This is a genomic window from Pseudomonas putida, from assembly GCF_003228315.1.
In the GTDB taxonomy this organism is placed as follows: Bacteria; Pseudomonadota; Gammaproteobacteria; order Pseudomonadales; family Pseudomonadaceae; genus Aquipseudomonas; species Aquipseudomonas putida_S.
In genome coordinates this window covers 2,531,567-2,557,321 of sequence record NZ_CP029693.1, presented here as the reverse complement: position 1 = coordinate 2,557,321, position 25,755 = coordinate 2,531,567, and the positions used below count along the sequence as shown (strand labels likewise).

General features: G+C 59.6%; 29 protein-coding genes and 1 pseudogene. 15 read left to right on the top strand and 15 right to left on the bottom strand.

Going from position 1 to position 25,755, the window contains the following annotated elements; all coding sequences use genetic code 11:
* Positions 1-66 precede the first annotated feature (66 nt).
* The 3 genes from alc to puuE form a co-directional block, all read right to left on the bottom strand.
* Positions 67-1,062 carry an allantoicase gene (alc, locus tag DKY63_RS11695; protein ID WP_110964241.1) on the bottom strand — a complete coding sequence of 332 codons (996 nt, stop codon included), beginning with the start codon at positions 1,060-1,062 and terminating at the stop codon, positions 67-69.
* 90 nt (positions 1,063-1,152) lie between these two features.
* Positions 1,153-1,668 (bottom strand): 2-oxo-4-hydroxy-4-carboxy-5-ureidoimidazoline decarboxylase, encoded by a 516-nt coding sequence (gene uraD / locus DKY63_RS11690; protein ID WP_110964240.1) that lies wholly within the window; start codon positions 1,666-1,668, stop codon positions 1,153-1,155.
* Positions 1,665-2,591, bottom strand: coding sequence for an allantoinase PuuE (gene puuE / locus DKY63_RS11685; protein WP_110964239.1), 927 nt, complete (start codon positions 2,589-2,591; stop codon positions 1,665-1,667). Before puuE ends, uraD begins: the two co-directional genes overlap by 4 nt.
* A gap of 423 nt (positions 2,592-3,014) precedes the next feature.
* Here puuE and uraH point away from each other — a divergent pair, with 423 nt between their 5' ends.
* Positions 3,015-3,368: a hydroxyisourate hydrolase gene (uraH, locus tag DKY63_RS11680; protein WP_110964238.1), complete on the top strand. Its 354-nt coding sequence runs from the start codon at positions 3,015-3,017 to the stop codon at positions 3,366-3,368.
* Positions 3,369-3,571: 203 nt separating this feature from the next.
* On the opposite strand, the gene DKY63_RS11675 is transcribed toward uraH, so the two are convergent.
* From DKY63_RS11675 to DKY63_RS11665, 3 genes are all read right to left on the bottom strand, one after another.
* Entirely contained in the window at positions 3,572-4,198 is a 627-nt protein-coding gene (locus DKY63_RS11675) for a LysE family translocator (protein ID WP_110964237.1), read from the bottom strand.
* 67 nt (positions 4,199-4,265) lie between these two features.
* Positions 4,266-5,615, bottom strand: a complete 1,350-nt coding sequence (locus DKY63_RS11670) for an NCS2 family permease (RefSeq protein ID WP_110964236.1) — start codon at positions 5,613-5,615, stop codon at positions 4,266-4,268.
* A 291-nt stretch (positions 5,616-5,906) separates the two neighbouring features.
* Entirely contained in the window at positions 5,907-6,350 is a 444-nt protein-coding gene (locus DKY63_RS11665; protein WP_110964235.1) for a MarR family winged helix-turn-helix transcriptional regulator, read from the bottom strand.
* Between the two features lie 82 nt (positions 6,351-6,432).
* Between DKY63_RS11665 and DKY63_RS11660 the strand changes: the two genes are divergently transcribed.
* Positions 6,433-7,599: a PLP-dependent aminotransferase family protein gene (locus DKY63_RS11660; protein WP_110964234.1), complete on the top strand. Its 1,167-nt coding sequence runs from the start codon at positions 6,433-6,435 to the stop codon at positions 7,597-7,599.
* Between the two features lie 171 nt (positions 7,600-7,770).
* On the opposite strand, the gene DKY63_RS11655 is transcribed toward DKY63_RS11660, so the two are convergent.
* From DKY63_RS11655 to DKY63_RS11635, 5 genes are all read right to left on the bottom strand, one after another.
* Positions 7,771-8,142 carry a glutathione S-transferase N-terminal domain-containing protein gene (locus DKY63_RS11655; RefSeq protein WP_110964233.1) on the bottom strand — a complete coding sequence of 124 codons (372 nt, stop codon included), beginning with the start codon at positions 8,140-8,142 and terminating at the stop codon, positions 7,771-7,773.
* 104 nt (positions 8,143-8,246) lie between these two features.
* Positions 8,247-8,792 (bottom strand): GTP cyclohydrolase I FolE, encoded by a 546-nt coding sequence (gene folE / locus DKY63_RS11650; RefSeq protein WP_110964232.1) that lies wholly within the window; start codon positions 8,790-8,792, stop codon positions 8,247-8,249.
* Between the two features lie 77 nt (positions 8,793-8,869).
* Positions 8,870-9,427, bottom strand: a complete 558-nt coding sequence (locus tag DKY63_RS11645; protein ID WP_110964231.1) for a Smr/MutS family protein — start codon at positions 9,425-9,427, stop codon at positions 8,870-8,872.
* An 88-nt stretch (positions 9,428-9,515) separates the two neighbouring features.
* Complete coding sequence (locus tag DKY63_RS11640; protein ID WP_110964230.1) at positions 9,516-9,836, bottom strand: hypothetical protein; 321 nt, start codon at positions 9,834-9,836, stop codon at positions 9,516-9,518.
* Between the two features lie 130 nt (positions 9,837-9,966).
* Complete coding sequence (locus DKY63_RS11635) at positions 9,967-10,557, bottom strand: cysteine hydrolase family protein (RefSeq protein ID WP_110964229.1); 591 nt, start codon at positions 10,555-10,557, stop codon at positions 9,967-9,969.
* A 241-nt stretch (positions 10,558-10,798) separates the two neighbouring features.
* Between DKY63_RS11635 and prmB the strand changes: the two genes are divergently transcribed.
* Positions 10,799-11,707 carry a 50S ribosomal protein L3 N(5)-glutamine methyltransferase gene (gene prmB, locus DKY63_RS11630; protein ID WP_110964228.1) on the top strand — a complete coding sequence of 303 codons (909 nt, stop codon included), beginning with the start codon at positions 10,799-10,801 and terminating at the stop codon, positions 11,705-11,707.
* Positions 11,708-11,832: 125 nt separating this feature from the next.
* Here the strand turns inward: prmB and DKY63_RS11625 are convergent, their stop codons facing one another.
* On the bottom strand, positions 11,833-12,624 hold the full coding sequence (locus tag DKY63_RS11625) for a hypothetical protein (RefSeq protein ID WP_110964227.1): 792 nt from the start codon (positions 12,622-12,624) through the stop codon (positions 11,833-11,835).
* An 89-nt stretch (positions 12,625-12,713) separates the two neighbouring features.
* A complete protein-coding gene (locus tag DKY63_RS11620; protein WP_110964226.1) occupies positions 12,714-13,712 on the bottom strand; it encodes an alpha/beta hydrolase in 999 nt (332 codons plus the stop codon).
* Positions 13,713-13,796: 84 nt separating this feature from the next.
* On the opposite strand from DKY63_RS11620, the gene aroC reads away from it, so the two are divergent.
* The 5 genes from aroC to mtnC all read left to right on the top strand — a co-directional run bounded on the left by aroC (position 13,797) and on the right by mtnC (position 18,029).
* Positions 13,797-14,888, top strand: coding sequence for a chorismate synthase (gene aroC / locus DKY63_RS11615; RefSeq protein WP_110964225.1), 1,092 nt, complete (start codon positions 13,797-13,799; stop codon positions 14,886-14,888).
* A gap of 42 nt (positions 14,889-14,930) precedes the next feature.
* Positions 14,931-16,079 carry an MFS transporter gene (locus tag DKY63_RS11610; protein ID WP_110964224.1) on the top strand — a complete coding sequence of 383 codons (1,149 nt, stop codon included), beginning with the start codon at positions 14,931-14,933 and terminating at the stop codon, positions 16,077-16,079.
* Positions 16,076-16,696 carry a methylthioribulose 1-phosphate dehydratase gene (locus tag DKY63_RS11605; protein ID WP_110964223.1) on the top strand — a complete coding sequence of 207 codons (621 nt, stop codon included), beginning with the start codon at positions 16,076-16,078 and terminating at the stop codon, positions 16,694-16,696. Before DKY63_RS11610 ends, DKY63_RS11605 begins: the two co-directional genes overlap by 4 nt.
* A 99-nt stretch (positions 16,697-16,795) precedes the next feature.
* Positions 16,796-17,341: a 1,2-dihydroxy-3-keto-5-methylthiopentene dioxygenase gene (locus DKY63_RS11600; RefSeq protein WP_110964222.1), complete on the top strand. Its 546-nt coding sequence runs from the start codon at positions 16,796-16,798 to the stop codon at positions 17,339-17,341.
* A gap of 4 nt (positions 17,342-17,345) precedes the next feature.
* Entirely contained in the window at positions 17,346-18,029 is a 684-nt protein-coding gene (gene mtnC / locus DKY63_RS11595) for an acireductone synthase (RefSeq protein WP_110964221.1), read from the top strand.
* A 125-nt stretch (positions 18,030-18,154) separates the two neighbouring features.
* Here mtnC and DKY63_RS11590 read toward each other — a convergent pair whose 3' ends face one another.
* A complete protein-coding gene (locus DKY63_RS11590; protein ID WP_110967906.1) occupies positions 18,155-18,433 on the bottom strand; it encodes a DUF3509 domain-containing protein in 279 nt (92 codons plus the stop codon).
* Between the two features lie 345 nt (positions 18,434-18,778).
* Between DKY63_RS11590 and DKY63_RS11585 the strand changes: the two genes are divergently transcribed.
* From DKY63_RS11585 to DKY63_RS11550, 7 genes are all read left to right on the top strand, one after another.
* Entirely contained in the window at positions 18,779-20,617 is a 1,839-nt protein-coding gene (locus DKY63_RS11585) for a long-chain-acyl-CoA synthetase (RefSeq protein WP_110964220.1), read from the top strand.
* A gap of 109 nt (positions 20,618-20,726) precedes the next feature.
* Positions 20,727-21,245, top strand: a complete 519-nt coding sequence (locus DKY63_RS11580) for an ankyrin repeat domain-containing protein (protein WP_110964219.1) — start codon at positions 20,727-20,729, stop codon at positions 21,243-21,245.
* Positions 21,246-21,414: 169 nt separating this feature from the next.
* A complete protein-coding gene (locus DKY63_RS11575) occupies positions 21,415-21,945 on the top strand; it encodes a hypothetical protein (RefSeq protein ID WP_110964218.1) in 531 nt (176 codons plus the stop codon).
* Positions 21,946-22,027: 82 nt separating this feature from the next.
* On the top strand, positions 22,028-22,219 hold the full coding sequence (locus DKY63_RS11570; protein ID WP_077044645.1) for a PLDc N-terminal domain-containing protein: 192 nt from the start codon (positions 22,028-22,030) through the stop codon (positions 22,217-22,219).
* A 237-nt stretch (positions 22,220-22,456) separates the two neighbouring features.
* On the top strand, positions 22,457-23,332 hold the full coding sequence (speE, locus tag DKY63_RS11565) for a polyamine aminopropyltransferase (RefSeq protein WP_110964217.1): 876 nt from the start codon (positions 22,457-22,459) through the stop codon (positions 23,330-23,332).
* 220 nt (positions 23,333-23,552) lie between these two features.
* The gene (locus DKY63_RS11560; protein WP_110964216.1) at positions 23,553-23,786 is read left to right on the top strand and encodes a hypothetical protein; all 234 of its coding nucleotides are present in this window, start codon (positions 23,553-23,555) and stop codon (positions 23,784-23,786) included.
* A gap of 208 nt (positions 23,787-23,994) precedes the next feature.
* Positions 23,995-24,339, top strand: coding sequence for a ribonuclease E inhibitor RraB (locus DKY63_RS11550; RefSeq protein ID WP_110964214.1), 345 nt, complete (start codon positions 23,995-23,997; stop codon positions 24,337-24,339).
* 222 nt (positions 24,340-24,561) lie between these two features.
* Here DKY63_RS11550 and DKY63_RS11545 read toward each other — a convergent pair.
* Positions 24,562-25,384, bottom strand: a pseudogene (locus DKY63_RS11545) (c-type cytochrome).
* Positions 25,385-25,755 lie beyond the last annotated feature (371 nt).

Here is a 25,755-nt window from a genome sequence, read left to right as displayed (position 1 = left end):
CCGGCGATGGCGGTCTCACTGGCGCCATCGCCAGCAAGCTGTGCTCCTACAGGTTTGCGGTCAACCTTATTTAGCGACCTTGCCCAGAACGCGCAGGCGGCTCACACCACCATCCGGGAACACGTTCAGGCGGATGTGGGTGATCGGGCCCAGCGCCTTGATCTGCTCGGCGAAGGTGTGTTCGGCGTGCATTTCCAGCTTCTGGCTTGGCAGCAGTTCGCGCCAGAACAGCGATTGGGTTTCGATCTGGCTGTCGGTACCGCCTTTCACGAAGGCGCCCTGGATCGAGCAGCTGTCCGGGTAGTTGCCCTTGAAGTGCAGGGTGTCGACGATGACTTTCTCGACTTCACCGGCATGGCCCAGGGCGACGATCACCCAGTCATTGCCTGGGGTACGGCGACGCGCGGTTTCCCAGCCATCGCCCATGTTGATGCCACGGCCCGGGTTGAGGATGTTGCTCATGCGACCGAAGTGTTCGTCGGAGCAGGCCAGGGCGCGACCACCGTTCAGGGCTGCGGCCAGGTCGACCTGTTCGTTGTCGCCCACGGCAGACCAGTCGCGGAACGGCACGCCGTACACGCGCAGACGGGCCACGCCGCCATCCGGGTAGATGTTGAAGCGCAGGTGGCTGAAGGCCTGCTCGTTTTTGATTTCGTGGTAGTGGTGGCTGTTGCCTTGCAGTTCGACGGCCGACAGCACTTCAGTCCACTGGGTGTTTTCGTTCGGCTCGCCTTCGGCCAGGAAGCAGGCTTCCAGGGAAGCCGATGGCGGGAAGTTGCCGGTGAAGAATGAAGTGTCGATGTCCACGCCCTTGATCGAACCCGGTACGCCCAGGCGGATCACTGCGCTGTCATAGCCTTCGAAGCGCTTGCGGCGCGACTCCCAGCCATCCATCCACTTGCCGTTGTCATCGAACACGCCCTCCTTCCACACGGCCGGGGTCGGTTGGAACAGACGGTTGGCGTCTGCGAACCAGTCATCGGTGACCGAGATGATTTTGGTGCCCAGGCGGGCGTCGGCCAGGTTGACGAACTTCTCGAAAGGTACGGCGTAAGCTTTCATTCTTCTTGTCTGCCTTTAAATAAGTGGCTTGGGATGCTCTCGGGGCCCTGGGTTCGTTCGGCGTTCATGAAGGAACTCGGGCCAGGATCGCTATAGGGTCAGTAATCGGAACAGGGCGATCTTGTTGATCTCCGCCAGCGCGCACTTGAACTCGGTGTCAACCGGGTTGTGGATGCGCGTTTCGAACGCTGCGAGGATCTGATGCCGGTTGCTGCCTTTTACCGCCATGATGAAGGGAAACTTGAACTTGGCCTTGTAGGCGTCGTTCAGCTCGGTGAAGCGCTGGAACTCTTCGGCCGTGCATTGGTGAATACCGGCGCCAGCCTGTTCATTGGTGCTGGCTTCGGTCAACTGGCCCTGGACGGCTGCTTTGCCGGCCAGGTCCGGGTGAGCGTTGATCAGGGCCAATTGGCTTTGGTGATCGGCGCTCAACAGGATGTCGCTCATGCGCTGGTGCAGGGTTTCGATCTGGTCGATCGAAGCGTCCTGGCCCAGGTCGAAGGCCTTTTCGGCCACCCATGGCGAATGTTCGTAGATGTCGGCGAAGGCTTTGACGAAGGCGTCGCGGCTCAGGGTCGATGGTTTCAATGTCTGGAAGGCGCTCATTTCGCAGCCCCTTGGTACGGGTGGGTTTCGTGCCAGTGGCGCGCGATGTCGACGCGGCGGCTGAACCACACCTGTTCATGACTTTTAGCGTATTCGATAAAGCGCTTGAGCGACGCCAGACGCGCCGGACGGCCGATCAGGCGGCAGTGCAGGCCGATCGACAGCATCTTCGGCGCTTCGGCGCCTTCGGCGTAGAGCACGTCGAACGCATCCTTGAGGTATTCGAAGAAATCGTCGCCCTTGTTGAAACCCTGGACCTGGGTGAAGCGCATGTCGTTGGTGTCCAGGGTGTACGGGATCACCAGGTGCGGCTTGCCGGTCGGGTTGTTCGGTTCCCAGTAGGGCAGGTCATCGTCGTAGGTGTCGCTGTCGTAGAGGAATCCGCCTTCTTCCATCACCAGGTGACGGGTGTTCGGGCCGGTGCGACCGGTGTACCAGCCCAGCGGACGTTCACCGCTGATTTCGGTGAGGATGCGGATCGCTTCGAGCATGTGCTCGCGTTCCTGGTTTTCGTCCATGTACTGGTAGTCGATCCAGCGGTAGCCGTGGCTGCAGATCTCATGGCCGGCATCGACCATGGCGCGGATCACGTCCGGGTGACGCTGGGCGGCCATGGCCACGGCGAAGATAGTCAGCGGGATGTCGAATTCCTTGAACAGCTTGAGAATCCGCCAGACACCGGCGCGGCTGCCATACTCGTAGAGGGATTCCATGCTCATGTTGCGCGCGCCTTGCAGAGGTTGCGCCGCGACCATTTCCGAGAGGAAGGCTTCGGATTCCTTGTCGCCGTGGAGGATGTTGCGCTCGCCGCCTTCTTCATAATTGAGTACGAAGGACAGGGCGATCCGGGCGTTGCCCGGCCAGTGTGGGTGCGGAGGGTTACTGCCGTAACCGGTCAGGTCGCGTGGGTAGTCAGCGCTCACTGCAGTCTTCCTTCTTATTCGTGTTGACAGGTTGTGTGATGCGCCGGCGAATGTGGAGTGAGGCTGGCGTCACAGCGATGGGCTGATTGTATACAACTTTATATTCACTTTGTAAGCCTGAATTTTCGCATTTTTCGCTAACGGTCATCTTTACGTGCTACAGGGTTGAGCCTGCAAGAAATTTGCCCGGTCGGTCAGCCAGTGGTTGTGAGGTCCTGCAATGCAGTGGTTGCGCAGCAAATCGAGGGGTGAAGCCGTTGGTCGCAAAAATGTCGCTTTTATTGTGTACAATTTTTTTGAAAAGTGTCTTAATCAACCGCTCGCCGCAACTTTTCGTGTTCCGAAACGGTGCGGTCTCCTTTTCAACTGACTTCGGGAGGCGCGAGGTCTGACTGCTTCCACGCAGGCAGGCGCGCAGAATCAATGGGACGTTTGACTACACACGTTTTGGACGCTGCACACGGTTGCCCGGGCAGCTCGATCAAGGTCGAGCTGTACCGCGTTGAGGGTTCGCAGCTGGAATTGGTCGCCAGCGCGACAACCAACAGCGATGGCCGTGTCGATTCACCGCTGTTGCAGGGCGATGACTATCGCACCGGGGTTTATCAGGTTCAGTTCCATGCGGGCGATTACTACCGCGCCCGTGGTGTCCAGTTGCCGGAGCCGGCGTTCCTGGATGTGGTGGTGCTGCGCTTTGGCATTTCGGCAGAACAGGATCACTACCATGTGCCATTGCTGATTTCGCCGTACAGCTATTCCACGTATCGCGGCAGCTGATCCCCCAAGCAGCTGCCTCACCCTGGAAGCGACTGCGCATATAGCTTCTTTGGTCTTTCGCCCGCTCACACTGCGGGCTTTTTTTCGCCTGTAGATAAGTGTTGTCTGTGCTGACGCCATCGCGAGCAGGCTCGCTCCTACATTGGATTTACGGCGTTCACAAATCCCCTGTGGGAGCGAGCCTGCTCGCGATGCCTTTGCTCTTAACGACTCAACAGCGACGCTGCACCGGCGCCACTGAACAACCCGGCACTGATCCGGTTGAACCAGCTCTGCCCCTTGCCACTACGCAGGTATCGCGCCGCGCCATGGGCACCCAGGCCATAGGCCACTTTGCACAGCAGATCCAGCACGGTCCAGGTGGCGATCATCACCAGCAACTGCAGCAGGAACGGCTGCTCGGCACTCAGGAATTGCGGCAGGAATGCGGCGAAAAACAGGATGTCCTTGGGATTGCTGGCGCCCAGCACGAACGCACGTGCGAACAGTGCGCGAAAGCGCGGCACCGGCGCCGCCTGAGGCACTTCGGCGCCGTGGGAAGGCTGGCGCGATTGCTGCCAGCTTTGCCAGGCGAGGTAGAACAGGTACAGCGCGCCGACGATTTTCAATGCGCTGAACAACTGTTCCGATGCCAGCAGTAGCGCGCCAAGACCCAGCGCCGAAGCACTCAGCAGGCAGATCGAGGCAAACACGCCTCCCAGAAACGCCGGGTAGGAACGGCGCAACCCGTAATTCAGGCTGTTGCTGATCATCAGCAAGGACAATGGCCCCGGGATCAGGATCACAATCAACGCAGCGCCGCTGAACAGCAGCCAGGTTTCCAGACTCATCACTTTCCTCCATTTGCACAAAAGCCTCACCCGACGGGGTGAGGCTATTTTCGAACCTGTACCGCGATTACAAGAAGATGAACTTGGCGATGAAGATCGCGCAGAGCACCCACAGACTGACGGAAATTTCCTTGTACTTGCCGGTACCGGCCTTCAGCGCCACGTAGGTGATGAAGCCCAGCGCGATACCGTCGGCGACCGAAAAGGTCAGCGGCATCATGATCGCGGTGACGATCGCCGGAATGCTGTCGGTGGCTTCGTCCCATTCAATGTGGGCCATGCCGCCCATCATCAGCATGGCCACGTAGATCAGTGCACCAGCGGTGGCGTAGGCAGGAATCATCCCGGCCAGCGGGGCAAAGAACATGGCGGCGATAAATAGCACGCCCACGGTCACGGCGGTAAGGCCGGTACGACCACCGGCGGCTACGCCCGCGGCACTTTCCACATAGCTGGTGACGGGCGGCACACCGACCACCGCACCGAATACGCTGGAGGCGCTGTCGGCTTTCATCGCGCGGGAAAGGTTTTCGATTCGACCGTCAGCGCCCACCAGGTTGGCGCGCTGGGCGACACCCATCAGGGTGCCGGCGGTGTCGAACATGTGCACGAAGAGGAAGGCCAGGACCACGCTGATCATGCTGACGTTGAACACGCCGGCGACATTCATGGCCATCCAGGTTGGCGCCAGGCTTGGCGGGGCGGACATGATGCCCTCGTAGTGCACCAGGCCCAGACCCCAGCCAGCCAGGGTCACGGTGATGATGCTGATGAGGATCGCACCGAACACCTTGTGATAGCTGAGGATCGCGATCATCAGGAAGCACACGGCAGCCAGCAGCGGGCCAGGTTCACGCAGGGAACCGAGCTTGATCAGGGTGGCCGGGCTGTCGACGACGATGCCCGCGGTTTTCAAGCCGATCAGCCCCAGGAACAGGCCCACGCCGGCGCCCATGGCGAAGCGCAGGCTGACCGGAATGCTGTTGAGCAACCATTCGCGGATCCTGGAAAAGGTCAGGATCATGAACAGCACACCGGACACGAACACCGCTCCGAGGGCGGTTTCCCAGTTGTAGCCCATGGTGCCGACTACGGTGTAGGTGAAGAACGCGTTCAAGCCCATGCCCGGCGACAGGCCCACAGGCCAGTTGGCGTAGAGACCCATGAGCAGGCAACCCAGTGCGGCGGCGATGCAGGTGGCGACGAAGGCGGCGCCATGATCGATACCGGCGTCCGCCATGATGTTGGGGTTGACGAAGATGATGTAGGCCATCGTGATGAAGGTTGTCAGACCGGCAATCAGCTCGGTCTTCACCGTGGTGCCATGCAAGCTGAGTTTAAAGATGCGCTCCAGCCAGCCATTGCGTAGAGGCGGCGAGAGATCCAGCGTCGATGCTTCGGATTTGCGGCTTTCCACAGCGAGTACTCCTCAAAAGTTTTATTTTTATTTCCAGGGCCGGATCCGAGAGGGGTGGCAGCGGCCCTTTGAGGTACTTGCGAATTTGTTGACTCATTGGTCAGAAACTCGCACGAAGTGGATTATGCTTTTGTATACAAATAAAGCAAATAATGTTTTTGGTTTTGTCGACGAAAATTTTGGAAATAGGGATATATCGTCTGTTCGGACGTATTCGCGAGCAGGCTCGCTCCCACAGGGGAAATGCGGTCACCTGTAGGAGCGAGCCTGCTCGCGATGGTTTTGTGGTACTCAGATTTTTTGTTGGTTTTCACCAAGGGCCAGATTCACCGCCAACCATCCATTCACCGCCGCCTCTCCAGCCTCACTGAACACCCGCTCCAGCAACTTCACCTGCTCACGGCGCAACGCCTGTTCAAACCGCGCACCTTCCTCGGTCAACTCCAGCAGCCGTTTACGCTTGTCCGTCTCGCAAGCGACGCTGTTCACCAGATGCATTTCCAGCAGCTGACGCAGCGGCATGTTCAGCGCCTGCTTGGTCACGCCAAGCAGTTCCAGCAACTCCTTGACGCTGAGGTTCGGGTAGCGGGCGACGAAAAACACGATGCGTTGATGCACCCGGCTCAAGCCTCGGCGCTCAAGCATTTCGTCGGCCTTGGCGGTGAAGGCCTGGTAGCCGAAGAAAAACGCTTCCATGGCCTGTTGCTGGGAATTGGGGTTTTTAAGGTCAAGCATATTGACGTATCCGCTCAGGCTGTCGTAATTTCGGTCAATAAGTTTGACTCATTTTCCTCTGGCCTCGCTACCGGTGATCCCCATGGCTTTTTCCGAACGTGTCTCGCGCCTTAAAAGTTCTTTGATCCGTGAAATCCTTGCTGCCGCCCAGCGTCCGCAGGTGATGTCATTTGCCGGAGGCTTGCCCGCCGAAGCCATGCTGCCCAAAGTCGAGTGGGCGGATATGCCGGTGTCCATGGGCCAATACGGCATGAGCGAAGGTGAACCGGCCTTGCGTGAAGCCCTGGCGGCCGAGGCGCGGGCCTTGGGCTTGCCATGCGAGGCGAGCCAGGTGCTGGTGGTCAGCGGTTCCCAGCAAACCCTCGATCTGGCGGCCAAGCTCTACATCGACAAAGGCACGGAAATCGTCCTCGAAGCCCCGACCTATCTGGCGGCGTTGCAGATTTTCCAGCTGTTCGGTGCCGATTGCCTCACCGTGCCGCTGGAGGCGGATGGACCTGACCTGACGCAATTGCGCTTGCGCCTGGAGCAACATCGCCCGGCGTTCATCTACCTGATCCCGACTTTCCAGAATCCGTCGGCGGTACGTTACAGCGAGGTCAAGCGCGAGGCGGTAGCGGCCATGCTTGATGAGTTTGGTGTGACGCTGATCGAAGATGAGCCCTACCGCGAACTGACTTTCGATGGCGGCAGCGCCAGACCGATTGCCGGGCGCCTGGAAAAATCCAGCTGGATCTACACCGGGACCGTCTCGAAAACCCTGCTGCCGGGGTTGCGTGTGGGTTATCTGATCGCCAGCCCGGATCTGTTCCCGCACCTGCTCAAGCTCAAGCAGTCGGCGGATCTGCACACCAATCGGGTTGGCCAGTGGCAAGCGCTGCAATGGATTGGCAGCGCGTCCTATCAGCAGCATCTGAGTGAATTGCGCGATTTCTACCGGGAACGTCGCGATGCGTTTCAAGCGGCGCTGGAAAAGCACTTTTTCGATCTGGCGGATTGGAACGCGCCACAGGGCGGGCTGTTTTTCTGGCTGACGCTCAAGCAGCCGCTGGACACTCGAACCTTGTTGAATGCGGCGTTGGCCGATGATGTGGCGTTCATGCCGGGGGAGCCGTTCTTTCCCGAGCCGGATAACCATCATGGGCATCTGCGGCTGAACTTCAGCCACATCGATCCAGCGCGGCTCGATGAAGGGCTTGGGCGGTTGGCGGCGGTGGTGCGACAGGCTCAGGCGGCGAAAGCGGCCTGATCTCTGAAACAAAAAAACCGGCTCAAGGGCCGGTTTTTTTGTCCGAGATTTTCGGTGTTTGTACCGGCCTCATCGCGAGCAAGCTCGCTCCCACAGTGATATGCGGCGTTCACAAAACCCTGTGGGAGCGAGCTTGCTCGCGATGAGGCCATCAATCACACCACAAAACCATCAGACAGCAGCGAAACGCTTATCCAGATAATCAATGATCACCTTGGACTCATACATCCAGGTGGTCTTGCCATCTTCTTCAATCCGCAGGCACGGTACCTTGATCTTGCCGCCTTGCTCCAGCAGGGTCTGGCGATCCTGTTCGTTGTTCTTCGCATCACGCAACGCCACCGGCACGTTCAGGCGGCGCAGGGTGCGGCGGGTTTTCACGCAGAACGGGCAGGCGTGGAATTGATACAGGGTCAGGCCCTTGGCGGCGGCTTCGACCTGGGCTTGAGCAGCGGCGGGGCGCTTTTTCTTGCCGGGGCGGGTGAGGAAATCGATGAAGATGATCAGTTGGCCGAGGCCGACACGAAGCGCTTTGACTAACACGGTACAAGCCTCACGGGGCAAATTGAGAAAGGCGCGCAGCTTACCTGATTTTTCACGGGCGAAAAAAAACCGGCGATGAATGCCGGTTTTCCTTTTGCCGCGAATTACTTGATCAGGCTGAGGAATTCGCTGCGGGTCGCGGCGTTTTCGCGGAACTCACCGAGCATCACCGAGGTGATCATCGACGAATTCTGCTTTTCCACACCGCGCATCATCATGCACATGTGCTTGGCTTCGATCACCACGGCGACACCCAGTGCACCGGTCACCTGCTGGACCGCATCGGCGATCTGGCGGCTGAGGTTTTCCTGGATCTGCAGGCGGCGGGCGTACATGTCGACGATCCGTGCAACCTTCGACAGGCCCAACACCTTGCCGCTCGGGATGTAGGCGACGTGGGCCTTGCCGATGAATGGCAGCAGATGGTGTTCGCACAACGAGTAGAGCTCGATGTCCTTGACCAGCACCATTTCGCTGTTGTCGGAGCTGAACAAGGCACCGTTGGTGACTTCTTCGAGCGTCTGTTCGTAGCCGCGGCAGAGGTACTTCATGGCTTTGGCGGCACGTTTTGGCGTGTCGAGCAGGCCTTCGCGGGAGACGTCCTCGCCCAATTGGCCAAGGATCGCGGTGTAATTCTGTTCCAGGGACATGAAACTACCTGTGGGATTTTACGCAAAGAACAAGGGTACGGTGGCCGGCACGGCGCTGCAAGCGCGATGCATCAGCTTTACTCGTCGCGACCTTCCATCATGGTGCGTTTGAGCATCACATAAACCGCGCCGGCACCGCCGTGTTTCGCCTGGCAAGAGGTGAAGCCAAGTACCTGCGGATGCTGGCGCAGCCAAGTGTTGACGTGGCTTTTGATCATCGGCCGCTTGCCGTCCAGGCGCACGGCCTTGCCGTGGGTGACGCGCACGCAGCGGATTTCGAATTTGGTCGCTTCAGCGAGAAAAGCCCAGAGTGTTTCCCGGGCCTTTTCCACGCTCATACCGTGCAGGTCGAGACTGCCTTCGAACGGAATCTGCCCAACCTTGAGCTTGCGCATCTGGCTTTCCTGCACGCCGTCACGTGCCCACATCAGCTCGTCTTCAGGCCCGACGTCGATGACGAATTGATCGGACAGCCCGTCAACCGTGGTGGCGTCGACGCGCACGGTGGCGGCCTGGCGCAGCTTGGCGATCTGCGCGCGGTCAGCTTTGGGTTTGCCGGTTTCGGCGCGATCGTGCTTGATGGGCTTGACGCCCTGGATCGCGCTTTTGAAAAGGGAAAAATCGTCGTCTTGCATGTCAGCCTCCGCGAAGGGCGGCCAGTTTACCCAACTCGAAGCAAATGGGCGCGCGACAAAACGCGCGACGTTCGATACAGGCCGGGTTTCAGTCGTGTTTTTTCATCAGGTGCGGAGACATGCTCAGCTCTCGGGACTGCCGCGAGCGGCGTCGGCAACGGCGCCACAACCATACGCCGATGTACAGCACGAACAGGCCGATCACCAGGATCACCGCAGCGCCTGCACGGTTGCTGTTCAACTCGCCCAGGGATGGGGCGTGGCCCAGCAGGGCGGCGACGCCGGCCATGGCGAGCAGCACTCCGCAGGTTGCCAGCAGCGCGGCGAATGCCGCGCCGATTCGAAAACGCCAGTTGCGCTGGCCTTTCGGGCGCAGGCGGCGAGCGTCAAAACCATCGGATAACTTCATTCCGACCTTCCTCAGTGGGTATCGGCCCTTCGACCGGAAGTTGACCGGGTTGTTCCTGAGGCTAAGACAATTGCAGCTATTGAGAGGCTTTAGCGGATGAGCGGCGCATGGGCCGCTCATTGATCATGGATCAGACCAGGCTGGTGGTCTGGGCAACGGCGGCAAAGTTGTCCGCCATGATTGCCATCTCGGTCTGTTGCACATGCTCGGCGCTCAACACGCCACCTTTGTAAGGCAAGTCGCGGGTGGCGCAGGCGTCTTCCACGAGCGTGCAGCGGAAGCCCAGGTTTTTCGCCGCCCGTACCGTGGTGCTGACACTGGAGTGGCTCATGAAGCCACACACCACCAGGTCCACCGAACCCAGGTCCTCCAGGCGTTTTTTCAGGTCGGTGCCGTGAAAGGCGCTCGGCAGGATCTTTTCAATCCTGATTTCGCCGGCCAGCGGTTCCAGCCCCGGGATGAATTGCCCACGCTCGCCGCGAGGGTCGAACAGGCCACCGACGGTGCCGAGGTGGCTGACATGCACGATTGGCCGACCGGCCGCGCGGGCGGCAGTCACCAATTGTTTGATGTTCGCAACCGCCTCATCCATGCCGCTCAGGGCCAGGGGGCCGCTGAGGTACTCTTTCTGGGCATCGATGATGATCAGGGTCGCATGACTCAGTTTGGCTGCTGCATAACCGCGGCCGCTGAGTTGAAACATCGTTTGTGGAACGGACATTCTGGGGCTCCTTGGAGTGGGGCTTTTGCGCCATTGTCCTCTGGCTGAGCGTTTCTGTGAATCGCTACCATCGTAGGCACCGTCGTTACTGGCGTGCAGCGTTGTCAAGTGGTCCGTTTTGTTCAATAGCGGGCGGTAAAAAGAGATTAGCCCTACATCGATGTCGGTGTTTTCCTGCAGCGTCGTCGCAAAGACGTTTGACTGGTAGAATCGCCCGTCGATTTTTCTGGAGTTTGCCGTCGTGATCACTTCCCGCCTTCGCACCCTGCGTGACCATATCCGTTGGGCCGTCAGCCGCTTCCATGGGGAGGATCTGTTTTTCGGCCACGGCACCGACAACGCCTGGGACGAAGCCCGTCAACTGGTGTTGGGTGCGCTGCACTTGCCGTGGGAAATCGCTGACAGCTACCTCGACTGCAATCTGGAAGAAGACGAAGTCGCGCATTTGCAGCTATTGCTCAAGCGTCGTATCGAAGAACGCGTGCCGACCGCCTACCTGCTGGGCGAAGCCTGGTTCTGCGGCCTGTCCTTCATCGTCGATGAGCGCGTGCTGATCCCACGCTCGCCGATTGGCGAACTGATCGAAAACCGTTTCACCCCTTGGCTGGGCAAAGAGCCGGCACGGATCCTCGACCTGTGCACCGGCTCCGGCTGCATCGGTATCGCCTGCGCCTACGAATTCCAGAACGCCGAAGTGGTATTGGCCGATCTGTCGTTCGAAGCGCTGGAAGTAGCCAACCAGAACATCGAGCGCCATGGCGTCGATATGCGGGTCTACACGGTGCAGGGCGATGGCTTCGATGGCTTGCCGGGGCAGCGTTTCGACCTGATCGTGTCGAACCCGCCTTACGTTGATGCCGAAGATTTCGCCGACATGCCGGACGAGTACCAGCATGAGCCGGAACTGGGCCTGGCCTGTGGTGACGATGGCTTGAACCTGGTGCGGCGCATGCTCGCCGAAGCGGCGAATCACCTGACCGAGAAGGGCTTGTTGATTGTCGAGGTGGGCAACAGCCAGGTGCACGTTGAGGCGTTGTACCCGGAAGTTGATTTTGCCTGGCTCGAATTCGAGCGCGGCGGGCATGGTGTGTTCATGTTGACGGCCGAGCAATGCCGGGATCATCAGGCGCTGTTCGCTTCTCGCGTCTGACCTTTAAATCCTATCGCGGGCAAGCCCGCTCCCACAGGTGTTGTGTCGTGCCCAGATGATGTGGCAAACGTAAAACCTGTGGGAGCGTGGCTTGCCCGCGATGGCCGCACCGCGGTTTCAAGCCGTCAGCGGTGCGTCGCAATCCAGATCAACAACCCCGCCTGAAACACCGCAAACGCAACCAGGCAGGTAATGGTGAACCGCAACCCCGCGTCTTCACGCTTGTACTTGCTGACTTTCTCTTCGTGCTTCTTGAGTTTGACTTCCTGCTCGGCCAGGTTCTGTTCGGCCTGCTGGAGCATCTGCGCCGCTTCGAGAATTTCCACGACCTGCAGCTTTTCCGTATTCCAGTCGCCGAGCAGGTCGCCGACCTGCACCTCTTTGACACTACCCTTCAAATGCTGGGCGTCGGCATACACCACATCAAAACCGTGGACCCGCAGAAAGTGATCGCGGCGCAGGCGCGTGTCTTCGTTCAGCGCGTCCTTGTTGTTCAGGTCGGTGCCGTCGACGGTGTAACCGGGCCAGCGTTTCTTCGCCCAGTTGATGCCTTGCGCCGCCATGAAGCGGCCGATGCCACGGTTCAGCGGTTCGATCTGCAGGCCGCTGTCCGGGCCGAAATGCACGCGTTTCTCCGTGTGGTCGACCCACACGTCCAGGTGATTCTGTTCCTTGCGCACCCGCTGCCCCGGCAGCGTGATGGTCATGCGCATCAGGCTGCGCTGTTTGTCATTGCGTTCGGCGTAGCCGAATTCGACAAAGCGCAGGGGCCGCCCGCCGGTGTTGCGATCGGTCTGCAAGGGCGCCAGGCGGAGCATCTTGTGGTGCTCGACGTGGACGTCCGCCCATGGCAGCTCGACCGCTGGCGGTGCTTCTTTTTCAGCGGTGGTGTCGGGTGTAGTCGGGGTATCAGTCATAACGGCGAGATCCTGTCCAAGCTCAGCTCGTCGCCAGCATGTGTGCTGGCGACAAAGGCTTATCGGCCGTTTTTTTCAGGACTGGAGGCCTAACTGGCGCGAAGTTCGTCAATAAACCCGAGAATGCGGGCGCCCAGCTCGGCCGCCAGTGGCAAATTGGGATCTTTATAGGACGCCAACTGACGCTTGACGTCGTTGGGCACGATGCGCAGGACATGGTTCATGCCCTCGATCAGCGCCAGTTCGGCATCCGGTTTGGCCGCCTTGAGCAAGCGGGCGTCATTGATGCCAACCTGCATGTCGTTGCTGCCCTGAATGATCAGCGCCGGCATTTTCAGGCGGGCGAAGTCCGCCGCCGGGTCCTGGCGAAACAGCGAAATCAGGTACGGCTGCACGCTCGGACGGAAGATCGCCTGAAGGGGAGGCGGCACGTTGTCGTCGGGTTTTCCGGCCTTGAGGCTGTCGAGCAGTTCGTTGCTGCGCAGCATCAGCGCTGGCGGCAGGCTGCGGGCCAGTTGCTCGCGCAATACCTGGTCGATGGGGCGCGCGCTGCCGGACATGGAGATCACTGCCGCTGCATCGACATCCGGCGCGGCGAGGGTGGCGATCAACGCGCCTTCGCTGTGCCCGAGCAGGATCAGTTGGCCAAAGCGCGGATCGGTCTTGAGTTTGCGGCCCCAGGCTTGGGCGTCGGCAACATAGCCTTCAACCGTCAGGTTGCGCTCGTCCGGGGCAGCCGCCAGGCTCGCCGCCACGCCGCGTTTGTCGTAACGCACACTGGCGATGTTGTGCTTGGCCAGGACCCACGCCAGGCGCTTGAGGCTGTCATTGCGCCCGCCGTCGGAGTTATTGCCGTCGCGATCCGTCGGGCCGGAGCCGGAAATGATCAGCACAACCGGCACCGGCGTGTCGGATTTTGGCAGCAGCAGCGAGCCGAATAGCTCGCCGTTGCCAGTGTTCAGGGTGATTGGCCGTTGCAGCACGGTGGCCTGGGCGAAGCCGGATATCAGGGTAAGGCTCAAGATCAAAACTCGCAGCATTATCGCGCCATCATTCACAAGATGCCGGTTGGACTCGCAGGCACCCATAAGGTTCGAGGATGAACTACTTGGGTAGCCTGCGTATACTGGCGCCCATTACGTATTTGGGTTCGATTTCACGGAGCGTCCTGCATGTCCGGCAATACCTACGGCAAGCTGTTCACTGTCACCACCGCGGGCGAAAGCCATGGTCCGGCGTTGGTCGCCATTGTCGATGGCTGCCCGCCGGGCCTTGAGATTTCCCTGGAGGATCTGCAACGCGACCTGGACCGGCGCAAGCCCGGCACCAGCCGTCACACCACCCAGCGCCAGGAAGCCGATGAGGTCGAAATCCTCTCCGGCGTATTCGAAGGTCGCACCACCGGTTGCGCCATCGGCCTGTTGATTCGCAATACCGACCAGAAGTCCAAGGACTACTCGGCGATCAAGGATCTGTTCCGTCCCGCACACGCCGACTACACCTACCACCACAAATACGGCGAGCGCGATTACCGCGGCGGCGGTCGCAGCTCGGCGAGGGAAACCGCCATGCGCGTGGCGGCTGGCGCCATCGCCAAGAAGTACCTGGCCAGCCAGGGCATCGTCATTCGCGGCTACATGAGCCAGCTCGGTCCGATCGAAATCCCGTTCAAGACTTGGGATTCGGTGGAGCAGAACGCTTTTTTCAGCCCGGACCCGGACAAGGTTCCGGAGCTGGAAGCCTATATGGACCAGCTGCGCCGCGACCAGGATTCGGTCGGTGCGAAGATCACCGTGGTGGCTGAGGGCGTGATGCCGGGCCTGGGCGAACCGATTTTCGATCGTCTCGATGCAGAACTGGCCCACGCGCTGATGAGCATCAATGCGGTCAAGGGCGTGGAAATCGGTGCCGGCTTCGCCTGCGTTGCCCAACGCGGCACCGAGCATCGCGATGAGCTGACGCCGGAAGGCTTCCTCAGCAACAACGCTGGCGGGATCCTCGGTGGTATTTCCTCCGGGCAGCCCATCGTTGCCCACCTGGCGTTGAAGCCGACCTCGAGCATCACCACCCCGGGCCGCTCCATCGACATCCACGGCAATCCAGTGGACGTCATTACCAAGGGCCGTCACGACCCCTGCGTGGGCATCCGCGCCACGCCGATCGCCGAAGCGATGATGGCGATCGTGCTGATGGACCATTTGCTGCGTCACCGTGGGCAAAATGCCGATGTGCGCGTGAGCACGCCGGTGCTGGGTCAGCTCTGAATGGCTGACCTGAATGATTAATATGAAAAGCGCCGCAGCCTGATGGCTGCGGCGCTTCCGTACTGGCGGCTCTCCAGTTTCTATCTGTTCTATTTCGCCTTGCTCGGTTCGACAGCGCCGTTTCTGGCGCTGTACTTCGATCACCTGGGATTTCCCGCCGCGCGCATTGGCGAGCTGGTGGCGATTCCCATGTTGATGCGCTGCGTGGCGCCGAATATCTGGGGCTGGCTCGGTGACTACACCGGCCGGCGCCTGGCCATCGTGCGCTTCGGCGCGGTCTGCACGCTGCTGACCTTCTCGCTGATATTCGTCAGCAAGACCTACGCCTGGCTGGCGATGGTCATGGCCTTGCATGCGTTCTTCTGGCACGCAGTGCTGCCGCAGTTCGAGGTCATCACCCTGGCGCATCTGCAGGGGCAGACCTCGCGCTACAGCCAGATCCGCCTGTGGGGCTCCATCGGTTTCATCATTACCGTGGTCGCGCTCGGGCGCCTGTTCGAATGGCTAAGCCTGGACATCTACCCGGCCGCACTGGTGCTGATCATGGCCGGGATTGTTCTGAGCAGCCTGTGGGTGCCGAACGCTCAACCGGCGCAGGGCAACCGGCCGACGGGCGAGGGTTTTCTCAAGCAGTTGCGCAGCCCCGGCGTGCTGGCGTTTTACGCCTGCGTGGCGCTGATGCAGATGAGTCATGGGCCGTATTACACCTTTCTGACCCTGCACCTGGAGCGCCTGGGGTACAGCCGTGGCGTCATCGGCATGCTCTGGGCCGTCGGCGTGGTGGCCGAGGTGCTGATGTTCATGGCCATGAGCCGGATCCTCGCGCGCTTTTCCCTGCGACGCGTATTGCTGGCGAGTTTCCTGCTGGCGGCGCTGCGCTGGTTGCTGCTGGGTTCATTGGCCGAATTTCTCTGGGTACTGTTGTTTGCCCAGGTGCTGCACGCGGCGACCTTCGGCAGTTTTCACGCCGCTGCCATTTCTTTCGTGCAACGTAGTTTCGGCGCACGCCAGCAAGGGCAGGGCCAGGCGTTGTACGCCGCATTGGCCGGCACCGGCGGTGCGTTGGGCGCGTTGTATTCCGGTTATAGCTGGAACGCCCTTGGCGCGGCATGGACCTTTAGTATTGCCAGTCTCGCAGCCGTCGCGGCTGCCGTTATCATTGCCACACGTATGCAAGAGGACAGGCCATGAGCCTTACCCGTGAACACCTCGCCCAGGAAATCATCGACGCCGGGCGTTTTCTGTATGGCCGCGGCTGGTCGCCGGCCACCAGCAGTAATTATTCGACCCGACTGTCGCCCACCGAAGCCCTGCTGACGGTATCGGGCAAGCACAAGGGCCAGTTGGGCCCGGACGATGTGCTCGCCACGGATCTGGCCGGCAATAGCCTGGAGCCGGGCAAGAAACCCTCCGCCGAAACCCTGCTGCACACCCAGCTCTACACCTGGCGTGCGGAGATCGGCGCGGTGCTGCACACCCATTCGGTCAACGCCACGGTGCTGTCGCGCCTGACGCCAGGCGACTTCATCGAATTCGAAGACTACGAACTGCAAAAAGCCTTCAGCGGCGTGTCGACCCACGAGTCCCGGGTGCGGGTGCCGATTTTCGATAACGACCAGGACATTGCGCGCCTTGCCGCCAAGGTTCAGCCTTGGCTGGACGCCCACCCCGATTGCGTTGGCTACCTGATTCGCGGCCATGGCCTCTATACCTGGGGCGCGCGGATGAGCGACGCCTTGCGGCAGATCGAGGCCTTTGAATTTTTGTTCGAATGCGAGTTGAAGACTCGCAGCGTGTTGAACCGTTAACGGCAGACTTATCCACAAGTCGCCCATCGCCTGATGCAGCGCTGCGCCCGACCGGTGTCCACAAACCGGACGGCGCGGCCGATACCGAGGAATCGCCCCATGAGCAGCCTGTCCGTCTATCACGTCTCCAGCCCTGAAATTCCCAACAAGGTGCTGACCCATTTCGAAGACATCGCCTCGACCCTGGCCGAGCAGGGCGTGCGCTTCGACCGCTGGCAAGCCGCCGCGAAGATCCAGCCCGGTGCCAGCCAGGAAGAAGTCATCGCGGCCTATAAAGAACAGATCGACAAGCTGATGACCGAACGCGGCTACATCACGGTCGACGTCATCAGCCTCAACAGCGACCACCCGCAAAAAGCCGAATTGCGCGCCAAGTTCCTCGACGAGCACCGCCATGGCGAAGACGAGGTGCGCTTCTTCGTGGCCGGGCGTGGCTTGTTCACCCTGCACATCGACGACTACGTCTATGCCGTGCTCTGCGAAAAGAATGACCTGATCTCGGTACCGGCCGGCACCAAACACTGGTTCGACATGGGCGAACACCCGCATTTCGTGGCGATCCGCCTGTTCAACAACCCGGAAGGCTGGGTGGCTAACTTCACCGGCGAGAACATCGCCAGCCAATTCCCGCGTCTTGAGGACTGAGTCGATGCCGATCAAAGCGATTCTCACCGACATCGAAGGCACTACCAGCGCGGTGAGTTTTGTGTTCGACGTGCTGTTTCCCTATGCCGCCAAACACTTGCCGGACTTCGTTCGCCAGCAGGCCGGGCGTGTGGATGTGGCCGAACAGTTGGACGCGGTGCGCCGGGACAGCAATGAGCCCGATGCCGATGTCGAGCGCGTGATCCAGATCCTGCTGGGCTGGATTGCAGAAGACCGCAAGGCCACGCCGCTCAAGGCATTGCAGGGCATGGTCTGGGAGCAGGGCTATCAGGCCGGGCAGCTCAAGGGTCACGTGTATCCCGATGCCGTTGAAGCGCTCAAGCGCTGGCACCAGGACGGTTACCAGCTGTTCGTGTATTCCTCGGGTTCGATCCAGGCGCAGAAACTGATCTTTGGCTGCTCTGAGGCGGGGGATTTGACGCCTCTGTTCAGCGGCTATTTCGACACCACGTCGGGACCCAAGCGCGAGGCGCAGTCCTACGCGAATATCACGCAGGCGATGGGGCTTGAGGCGTCGCAGATATTGTTCCTGTCGGACATCGTGCAAGAGCTGGACGCGGCGCGTGCAGCGGGAATGGCCACGTGTGGGCTGGCCCGTGAGGGCGGGGAACTGGCGGGGCATGTCACTGTGGACAGTTTTACCCGAATCGATCCCGGCACTTTCTAAACAACGGAAACCCTGTAGGAGCGAGCCTGCTCGCGATGGTCGTGAACGATAACGCTGGAGACCTGATGCCCAGCGGCGTTTTCGAGTTCATCGCGAGCAGGCTCGCTCCTACAGGGAAATAATATTCAGGCCGAGTGATAAGTCGGCAACGCAAACCGTTGCTGGCTCTGCAGCATGGAAATCTGTGGCAACTCGCTGGCTTGCTCGGCGAGGTCGCGGCGGATGGCGCTGATGACCCACGACAGTTGGTCACCGTTGTGCAATTGCTGATAGGAAATCGAGCGCTTGAATACTTTGTCTTCGCCGGCACGCAATGTCAGCAGGATCCCGCCGTCCGGGCGAGGCTGCGTGGTGACGTCGAAGTTGGAAAACAGGGATGCAAATTTTTCCTGGATCAGGTTCATGTCTTTCGGCTCCGTGATGACTTGAATGGCAAGCATGTACAGAGCGTCGCAATGATTGTGCCAGCACCTGACTTCAATAAAAGTCTTTAAAAAACAATAGGTTGTAGTTTTGGCTGATTTTTGCATTCGTGCAATTTGCAAGAATGGCTATCGTGCATCCTGCATTTTGCGAGGTTCTCGGCGGTTCGATTGAACCATTTGCAGCGCCCGTGCTCTCGATCTGCAACACCGCTGTTGCGGATACAAAACATTTCAAAAACCGCGTGTACAGCTCAAGAACCGTTGACGTATTTTCGGGCTTCCATCAGCGCCGCCCGACAATAAAAAGATCGAACGGGAGCAAGAATGAGCAGCACGTCAAACGACACGATTACCTGGAGCATGATGCTCCGCAAGCTGCCGGCGATTGCCAAAGTCGTGCCTCGGGTGGTCAAAGGCATGAAGGTCGCCAACGTCAAGGACCCGACCCAACCGTGTGGCCTGGCCTGGAGTTTCGAACAGGCCACTCTGCGTAACCCCGATGGCCCGGCACTGCTGCACGATGCACTGTCGCTGAGTTATACACAGGTCAACCAGTGGGCCAATCGCATCGCCCATCATTTGATCGACCAAGGGATCGGCAAGGGCGATGTGGTTGCGGTGTTCATCGAGAACCGTCCGGAACTGCTGGTGACGATATTGGCGGTGGCCAAGGTCGGCGCGATCAGTGCCTTGCTCAATACTTCGCAAACCCGCGACACCCTCATCCACAGCCTGAATCTGGTGGCTCCCGCCGCCATTATCGTCGGTGAGGAGTTGGTCCCGGCGTTTCTGGCGGTACTCGACCAGGTGACGATCCCGGCAACCCACTGCTGGTTCGTTGCCGATCAGAACACCTACGACCATCCGGGCATTGCACCCGAGGGTTTCATCAATCTGATGACGGCCAGCCTTGACGGTTGTGATGACAATCCGGCCAGTAGCCGGCAGATTTTCTTCGATGACCCCTGTTTCTATATCTACACCTCGGGCACGACCGGCCTGCCCAAGGCCGGCGTGTTCAAGCACGGTCGCTGGATGCGCAGCTTCGCCAGTTTTGGGATGGTCGCGCTGGATATGCGCCCGACGGACATCGTCTATTGCACCTTGCCGCTGTATCACGCCACGGGTCTTTGCGTGTGCTGGGGTTCGGCCATCAGCGGCGCGTCGGGGTTCGCCCTGCGCCGCAAGTTCAGCGCCAGTCACTTCTGGAGCGACGTGCGCAAATATCGCGCAACCACCCTGGGTTATGTCGGCGAACTGTGTCGTTATCTGGTGGATCAAGCGCCCGGCAAGGATGACGACCAGCACGCAGTGACCAAGATGATCGGCAACGGCCTGCGCCCTGGCGCGTGGCAGGAATTCAAGACGCGTTTTGGCGTCAAGCATATCTGTGAGCTGTATGCCGCCAGCGACGGCAATATCGGGTTCACCAACATTCTGAATTTCGACAACACGGTCGGTTTTTCCCTGATGTCCTGGGAACTGGCCGCCTACGACCATGACAGTGGTGCGCCGATCCGTGGCACCAATGGTTTCATGCGCAAGGTCGGGAAAGGCGAGCAGGGGCTGTTGTTGGCGAGGATCGACGACAAGGCGCCGCTGGACGGTTACACCGACCCGCAGAAAACCGAGAAAGTCGTACTTCACGATGTGTTCGTGAAGGGCGACAGCTACTTCAATACCGGCGACTTGCTGCGCAACATCGGGTTCGGCCACGCGCAGTTCGTCGATCGCCTGGGCGATACCTACCGCTGGAAGGGGGAAAACGTCTCGACCACCGAAGTCGAGAACATGCTCCTCATGCATCCGCAGATCTCCGAAGCCGTGGCCTATGGCGTGGAAATCCACAACACCAACGGTCGCGCGGGGATGGCCGCGATCACGCCCGCCGAATCCCTGGCGACCCTGGATTTCAGTGCGTTGCTGGCCTTTCTGCGCCAACAGCTGCCGGCCTATGCGGTGCCGTTGTTTCTGCGGGTGAAGCTGAAAATGGAGACCACCGGGACCTTCAAGTATCAGAAAACCCGGCTCAAGGACGAGGGGTTCGACCCGGGCCGCACCGGCGATGATCCGATTTACGCCTGGTTGCCCGGCACCGATACCTATGTGCAAGTCACTGGGCAATTGCTGTCGCAGATTCAGGGCGGACACTATCGTTACTGAGTGCCTTCATTGAATGTGGCTATGGCCGTCCATCAGAAAAAACAAGTGACAGCTCTGGGGCTGCTCGGGAAACTGTCGGCTTTCCGAATGACAGAACCTGGAGTGTCCAATGTCAGACCAAAGCCGCCAGATGACCCCCGAAGAAGCCGCCGAGTTTGCCGAACAGGTATTCAACAAGGCACGGGAGGGCGATGCGGCCATGATGGCAGCGCTGCTGAGCAAAGGCCTGCCGCCGAACCTGCGCAATCACAAGGGTGACACCATGCTGATGCTGGCCGCGTACCACGGCCATGTGGACACCGTGAAAGTGTTGCTAGAACACAAGGCCGATCCGGAAATCCGCAACGACAACGGCCAGAGCCCGATTGCCGGGGCCGCCTTCAAGGGTGACCTGGCGGTGGTCACGGCGCTGGTCGAAGGTGGCGCTCAAGTGGACGGTTCATCGTTCGACGGCCGCACTGCACTGATGATGGCGGCCATGTTCAACCGCGTTGCCATTGTCGATTACCTGATCAGCAAGGGCGCCGACCCGAAAACCAAGGACGCCAACGGCCTGACGGCGCTGGATGCGGCCAGAACCATGGGGGCCAACGATACTGTCGCGCAGTTGGAGAAACTGCTGGGCTAAACCCCAACCCGTAGGAGCAAAGCTTGCTCGCGATGAACGATGGCACGGATTGAAGATGGACCGCGTTATCGTTTATCGCGGGCAAGCCTTGCTCCTACAAAAGCAAATGCGGGGCGCAATGCGTTATCCTTCGCGCCCTCAAAACTCCCTCGCTACAGGATCTGCCCCCATGAAAGCCGCACTCGTCGAACTCATCAGCAAAATCAGCTCCGGGTGCATGGCTGAAGATGAAATCCTCAAGGTCGCTGACGAAGCGGCCCAGGCCTATGCGGATCCCGAGGGCTTCCTGGGCGCCAACCCGGACATCAACTACGACGATACCTTCCCGATTCCGCTGGGCGAGTGGGTGGTCGTCGGCAGCCTTCCCGAGACCGTGCTGTTCCAGGCTGACACCTACATGGACCTGTTCGCGCAGATCGTCGCCTCGTTCGGTCCGACTGTGGAGTTCAACCTCAAGCCCAAACAACTGGCCAAAACCGAAGCCCTGACGGCGCTCAATCGCATCCAGGTGCAAATGAGCAGCCTGAACAAGGAAAACGGCGGCTACACCCTGATGAATATCAGCCAGTTGCTCGACGATGAACTGCAGATGGTCCTGGTCTATGGGAACGACGTCCCACGGGTGCTGGAATTGTGCACCCAGGTCGGCATCGCGGCGGCGCCTGCCCTGGAAGCCCTGAAAGTGGCGATCCACGTCTGAGGCGACAAAGCTGTCAATAAAACGGAACCCTGGGCAGGGCCGGCTATCCTAAGGGTGCATACCATTCTTCAGGAGCGTCACCATGGGTTCCACCTTCAACAGCCTGGTTGGCCTGATCATTCTTGCCCTGGACATCTGGGCAATCATCAACGTGCTGAAAAGTGGCGCCGAAACCGGGATGAAAATCCTCTGGGTGCTGTTGATCGTGCTGCTGCCGGTTCTGGGCCTGATCATCTGGGCGATTGCCGGGCCGCGGGGTAATGTCAGGATCTGACTCAAAACCTGTAGGAGCAAAGCTTGCTCGCGATCGGGTTGTCGCTGCCTAGCTGTAAGACCAAGTTGCCCTGATCGCGAGCAAGCTTTGCTCCTACAGGTCTAGGTGATTCAGAAGGTTCGACCTGTCATCTCCCGCGACGTAGAATGCGCGCCTTTCCCGGCCTGTCGAGGTATTCGATGGGCCATCATGGGCGGGTAACCGTCCGTTGCCACCGCATTCATCGGAGCGCTTCCCATGAGCATCACCCCCAACAACGACTACCTGGAAACCCTTTACGAAGGTTATGGCCAGCGTTTTCGCATGGACAAACTGCTGCACGAAGTGCGCACCGAACACCAGCACCTGGTGATTTTCGAAAACCCGCGCATGGGCCGGGTCATGGCGCTGGACGGCGTGATCCAGACCACCGAAGCCGACGAGTTCATCTACCACGAGATGCTCACCCACGTGCCGATCCTGGCGCACGGCAGCGCCAAGCGCGTGTTGATCATCGGCGGCGGCGACGGCGGCATGCTGCGTGAGGTAACCAAGCACGCCAGCGTCGAGCACATCACCATGGTCGAGATCGACGGCACCGTGGTCGACATGTGCAAGCAATTCCTGCCCAAGCACTCCAATGGCGCCTACGATGATCCGCGCCTGAACCTGGTGATCGACGATGGCATGCGTTTCGTTGCCACCACCACCGAAAAGTTCGACGTGATCATTTCCGACTCCACCGACCCGATCGGCCCGGGCGAAGTGCTGTTTTCGGAAAACTTCTACCAGGCCTGCCATCGCTGCCTGAACGAAGGCGGCATCCTGGTGACGCAAAACGGCACGCCGTTCATGCAGATCGAAGAAGTCAAAACCACCGCCGGTCGCCTGCAAAGCCTGTTTGCCGATTGGCACTTCTACCAGGCCGCGGTGCCGACCTATATCGGCGGTTCGATGACCTTCGCCTGGGGTTCGACCAATACCGCTTATCGCAAGTTGACTCGCGAAACCCTGCAACAGCGCTTCGCGGGCAGCGGCATCGTCACGCGCTACTACAATCCGGAGATCCACATCGGTGCCTTCGCCTTGCCGCAGTACGTGCTGCAGGCCGTGAACAAGCCGGGCAACGATTGATATCCACCACCCTGTAGGAGCGAGCCTGCTCGCGATGGACGCCAACGATAACGCGGGATACCTGAATGCCCGCGGTGCCGGGGCCTCCATTGCGAACTGGCTCGCTCCTACAAGTGAAATTTAATTTCACCGCAACAAGCCGTACTGCGTTTGAACGATCACCCAGAGCAAAAGTCCAGATAGGTGTGAACCCATTTACGGGTTTTTCGAGGAGGCTCCGATGTCAAAGTGGAAAGTCACTTTCGTTGATGATCATGGGGAAACGATCAATGAAGTCTTCGAGTGCGAGGCACGCCCGAACAACGAGCAGGCCGCCAAACTCATCAAGGAACGGTTCCTCCCTGTCGCCGCCAAGCTGGATCTGAACGATCTGGAAGGGCGTACCGCCGACGCCAGCGTCAAAGAACTCAAGACCCAGAACAGCATTCAAATCCTCGGCATCGCGCCAATCTGAACACTTCCTGACACATTCTCATCCAGGCCTTGGCAGCGCCTCTATCCTGGGGCTACTCTGCAATCGAGATCAGCGAATGGATCGCTAAGGTCTGGTCTTGTCAGCTACATGCTTGTTTCCCGCCGGCACATCGCTGCCGAACCGCCCGCACGTGCGTGCGCAGGGAGTACGGAAAGTCTATCCATCGGTTTTTTGAGGAGGACGTTTCATGAGCACAGCCTATCAAGAAGACATCAGCAGCAACGTGCTGCGCCGCATGAAAGAAGGCGGTTTCGATTTTTCACGATTCCACCCCATCGAGTTCTACGCGATTTTCCCGGACGAGGAGCGGGCACGCAGGGCAGCGCGTCATTTTCATCATGGTGAATCCCTCAATTCGCAAATCAGTGTGCGCGACGACGGTGCCTGGGCACTGGAGTTATGCAAAGTCATGTACGCCACCTACGACGAGATCGGCGACTTCGAACAGGGTTTCGAAGCGGTGGTCGAGCCGTTGGGCGGCATCATTGAGGGCTGGGGTGTGAAACAGGAGGTACGAGGGCGTCTCGCATAATCTTATGAACGGTAACAAGCACTATCGCGGCTGACCTTCGGGTCGGCCGTTTTCGTTTTTGCACAAAAAAAAAGCCACCTGAGCGGGTGGCTATAAGGGAAGACCGGAAAGGAGGGAAACCGGTCGGGAGGTCAATGTGCGAATTATCCACAGCGCCAGCCGGCCGGTGAAATCAACTCTGACTATGCGGGTGATAGGCAAACCGCGCAGGGAGCCACTGGGTTACGGTTTCACCTTGCGCCCGGCCATATGCTGCAAATACCCCACCAGCATCTGCAGATCCTCATCCGGCAGCACCTCGGCGGAAAAACCGGGCATCTTCGCCTGGGGCCACTGACGCAAACTCTGCGGATCACGGATGTAGCGCTTGAGGAAGTCCGCGCCAAAGTACTCGGTCGGGTTGTACGGAATGTTCAGGTCCGGCCCGAACTGAGAGTCCCCGGCCCCGTTCAATCGATGGCACGCCAGGCAGTTTTTCTGGAACAGCGCAAACCCCTTGTTCAGCGGATCGTTCGCCTTCAGTGCCGAATCAGGCAGCAAGGCAGGGAAGCGTTCGGCCACCGGTGCCAGGCGCTTGATGCTGGCCACTTCGAACGGCCATTGTTCCGGGCTGATATTGCCCGCTCGCGGGTCGGTCCACACCAGATAGAACGGCCCGGCGCTGTGCTTGCCTTCCGACAGCGGTGGCCACGGTTTGGCCGGGTCTTCAACGGCCAGCCAGGCCCGGGCGCCCTGAGTGTTGAGCAAGGGTGCAGCCGACAACTCCGCGGCAAAACCATCCAGCGCCACCGCTTGCAAATGGTCCTCGGGTTTGACGTCCGTCAACAAGGCCGACAGCGGCACCGCGCGGTAGCTCATGTCGCGTTTGTAGGAAACATCATCGGGAATATTGATGGTCTGGACCTGAGGGTGCTTGAGCAGTTCCTCGGTTTGCCAGGTGCGACTGTTCGCGCCCAGCTCCAGGTTCAGCTGTGCGGCAAACAAGGGGGTGCTGAGCAGCAGGGCCCCGAACACAATGAGCGTTTTCAAAATGACCGCCGTCCATGTCGTGGAAGTGCCGCAAAGGTTGGCACAGCCACGCTGGCTCGGGTAGCGAGCCAGTCACATTTTTGCTGTGGCGATAGACAAGTGTGGCGCCGTAATTTTCACAAACCGACTAGCCGAGTACCCTGGTCAGGTTCGGCAGAATCAACAACAGCGTAGTGGCGAAGAGAATGAGACCTGCTTGACGAACTTTCGATTGTTTAAACATGGCTGACCGCCTTCTTTTTGTTATTTCCTGATGCCTGCCTGCATATCTCCATGTCGGCAAACGATGCACTTCCTGTAAGGACGACCGTCTCGGCAAAACCCGACGACAACTTCGTACACCTTCACCTTAGAGCCCGCGTCACGCGCGGTTTAGATCCATTTAGT

Excerpts from the sequence above, each read along its gene's own strand:
- alc (WP_110964241.1), bottom strand. The coding sequence starts at position 1,062 with ATGAAAGCTTACGCCGTACCTTTCGAGAAGTTCGTCAACCTGGCCGAC.
- uraD (WP_110964240.1), bottom strand. The coding sequence starts at position 1,668 with ATGAGCGCCTTCCAGACATTGAAACCATCGACCCTGAGCCGCGACGCC.
- uraH (WP_110964238.1), top strand. The coding sequence starts at position 3,015 with ATGGGACGTTTGACTACACACGTTTTGGACGCTGCACACGGTTGCCCG.
- DKY63_RS11675 (WP_110964237.1), bottom strand. The coding sequence starts at position 4,198 with ATGAGTCTGGAAACCTGGCTGCTGTTCAGCGGCGCTGCGTTGATTGTG.
- DKY63_RS11665 (WP_110964235.1), bottom strand. The coding sequence starts at position 6,350 with ATGCTTGACCTTAAAAACCCCAATTCCCAGCAACAGGCCATGGAAGCG.
- DKY63_RS11660 (WP_110964234.1), top strand. The coding sequence starts at position 6,433 with ATGGCTTTTTCCGAACGTGTCTCGCGCCTTAAAAGTTCTTTGATCCGT.
- folE (WP_110964232.1), bottom strand. The coding sequence starts at position 8,792 with ATGTCCCTGGAACAGAATTACACCGCGATCCTTGGCCAATTGGGCGAG.
- DKY63_RS11645 (WP_110964231.1), bottom strand. The coding sequence starts at position 9,427 with ATGCAAGACGACGATTTTTCCCTTTTCAAAAGCGCGATCCAGGGCGTC.
- DKY63_RS11640 (WP_110964230.1), bottom strand. The coding sequence starts at position 9,836 with ATGAAGTTATCCGATGGTTTTGACGCTCGCCGCCTGCGCCCGAAAGGC.
- DKY63_RS11635 (WP_110964229.1), bottom strand. The coding sequence starts at position 10,557 with ATGTCCGTTCCACAAACGATGTTTCAACTCAGCGGCCGCGGTTATGCA.
- DKY63_RS11625 (WP_110964227.1), bottom strand. The coding sequence starts at position 12,624 with ATGACTGATACCCCGACTACACCCGACACCACCGCTGAAAAAGAAGCA.
- DKY63_RS11620 (WP_110964226.1), bottom strand. The coding sequence starts at position 13,712 with ATGGGTGCCTGCGAGTCCAACCGGCATCTTGTGAATGATGGCGCGATA.
- aroC (WP_110964225.1), top strand. The coding sequence starts at position 13,797 with ATGTCCGGCAATACCTACGGCAAGCTGTTCACTGTCACCACCGCGGGC.
- DKY63_RS11610 (WP_110964224.1), top strand. The coding sequence starts at position 14,931 with ATGGCTGCGGCGCTTCCGTACTGGCGGCTCTCCAGTTTCTATCTGTTC.
- DKY63_RS11605 (WP_110964223.1), top strand. The coding sequence starts at position 16,076 with ATGAGCCTTACCCGTGAACACCTCGCCCAGGAAATCATCGACGCCGGG.
- DKY63_RS11600 (WP_110964222.1), top strand. The coding sequence starts at position 16,796 with ATGAGCAGCCTGTCCGTCTATCACGTCTCCAGCCCTGAAATTCCCAAC.
- mtnC (WP_110964221.1), top strand. The coding sequence starts at position 17,346 with ATGCCGATCAAAGCGATTCTCACCGACATCGAAGGCACTACCAGCGCG.
- DKY63_RS11590 (WP_110967906.1), bottom strand. The coding sequence starts at position 18,433 with ATGAACCTGATCCAGGAAAAATTTGCATCCCTGTTTTCCAACTTCGAC.
- DKY63_RS11585 (WP_110964220.1), top strand. The coding sequence starts at position 18,779 with ATGAGCAGCACGTCAAACGACACGATTACCTGGAGCATGATGCTCCGC.
- DKY63_RS11580 (WP_110964219.1), top strand. The coding sequence starts at position 20,727 with ATGTCAGACCAAAGCCGCCAGATGACCCCCGAAGAAGCCGCCGAGTTT.
- DKY63_RS11575 (WP_110964218.1), top strand. The coding sequence starts at position 21,415 with ATGAAAGCCGCACTCGTCGAACTCATCAGCAAAATCAGCTCCGGGTGC.
- DKY63_RS11570 (WP_077044645.1), top strand. The coding sequence starts at position 22,028 with ATGGGTTCCACCTTCAACAGCCTGGTTGGCCTGATCATTCTTGCCCTG.
- speE (WP_110964217.1), top strand. The coding sequence starts at position 22,457 with ATGAGCATCACCCCCAACAACGACTACCTGGAAACCCTTTACGAAGGT.
- DKY63_RS11560 (WP_110964216.1), top strand. The coding sequence starts at position 23,553 with ATGTCAAAGTGGAAAGTCACTTTCGTTGATGATCATGGGGAAACGATC.
- DKY63_RS11550 (WP_110964214.1), top strand. The coding sequence starts at position 23,995 with ATGAGCACAGCCTATCAAGAAGACATCAGCAGCAACGTGCTGCGCCGC.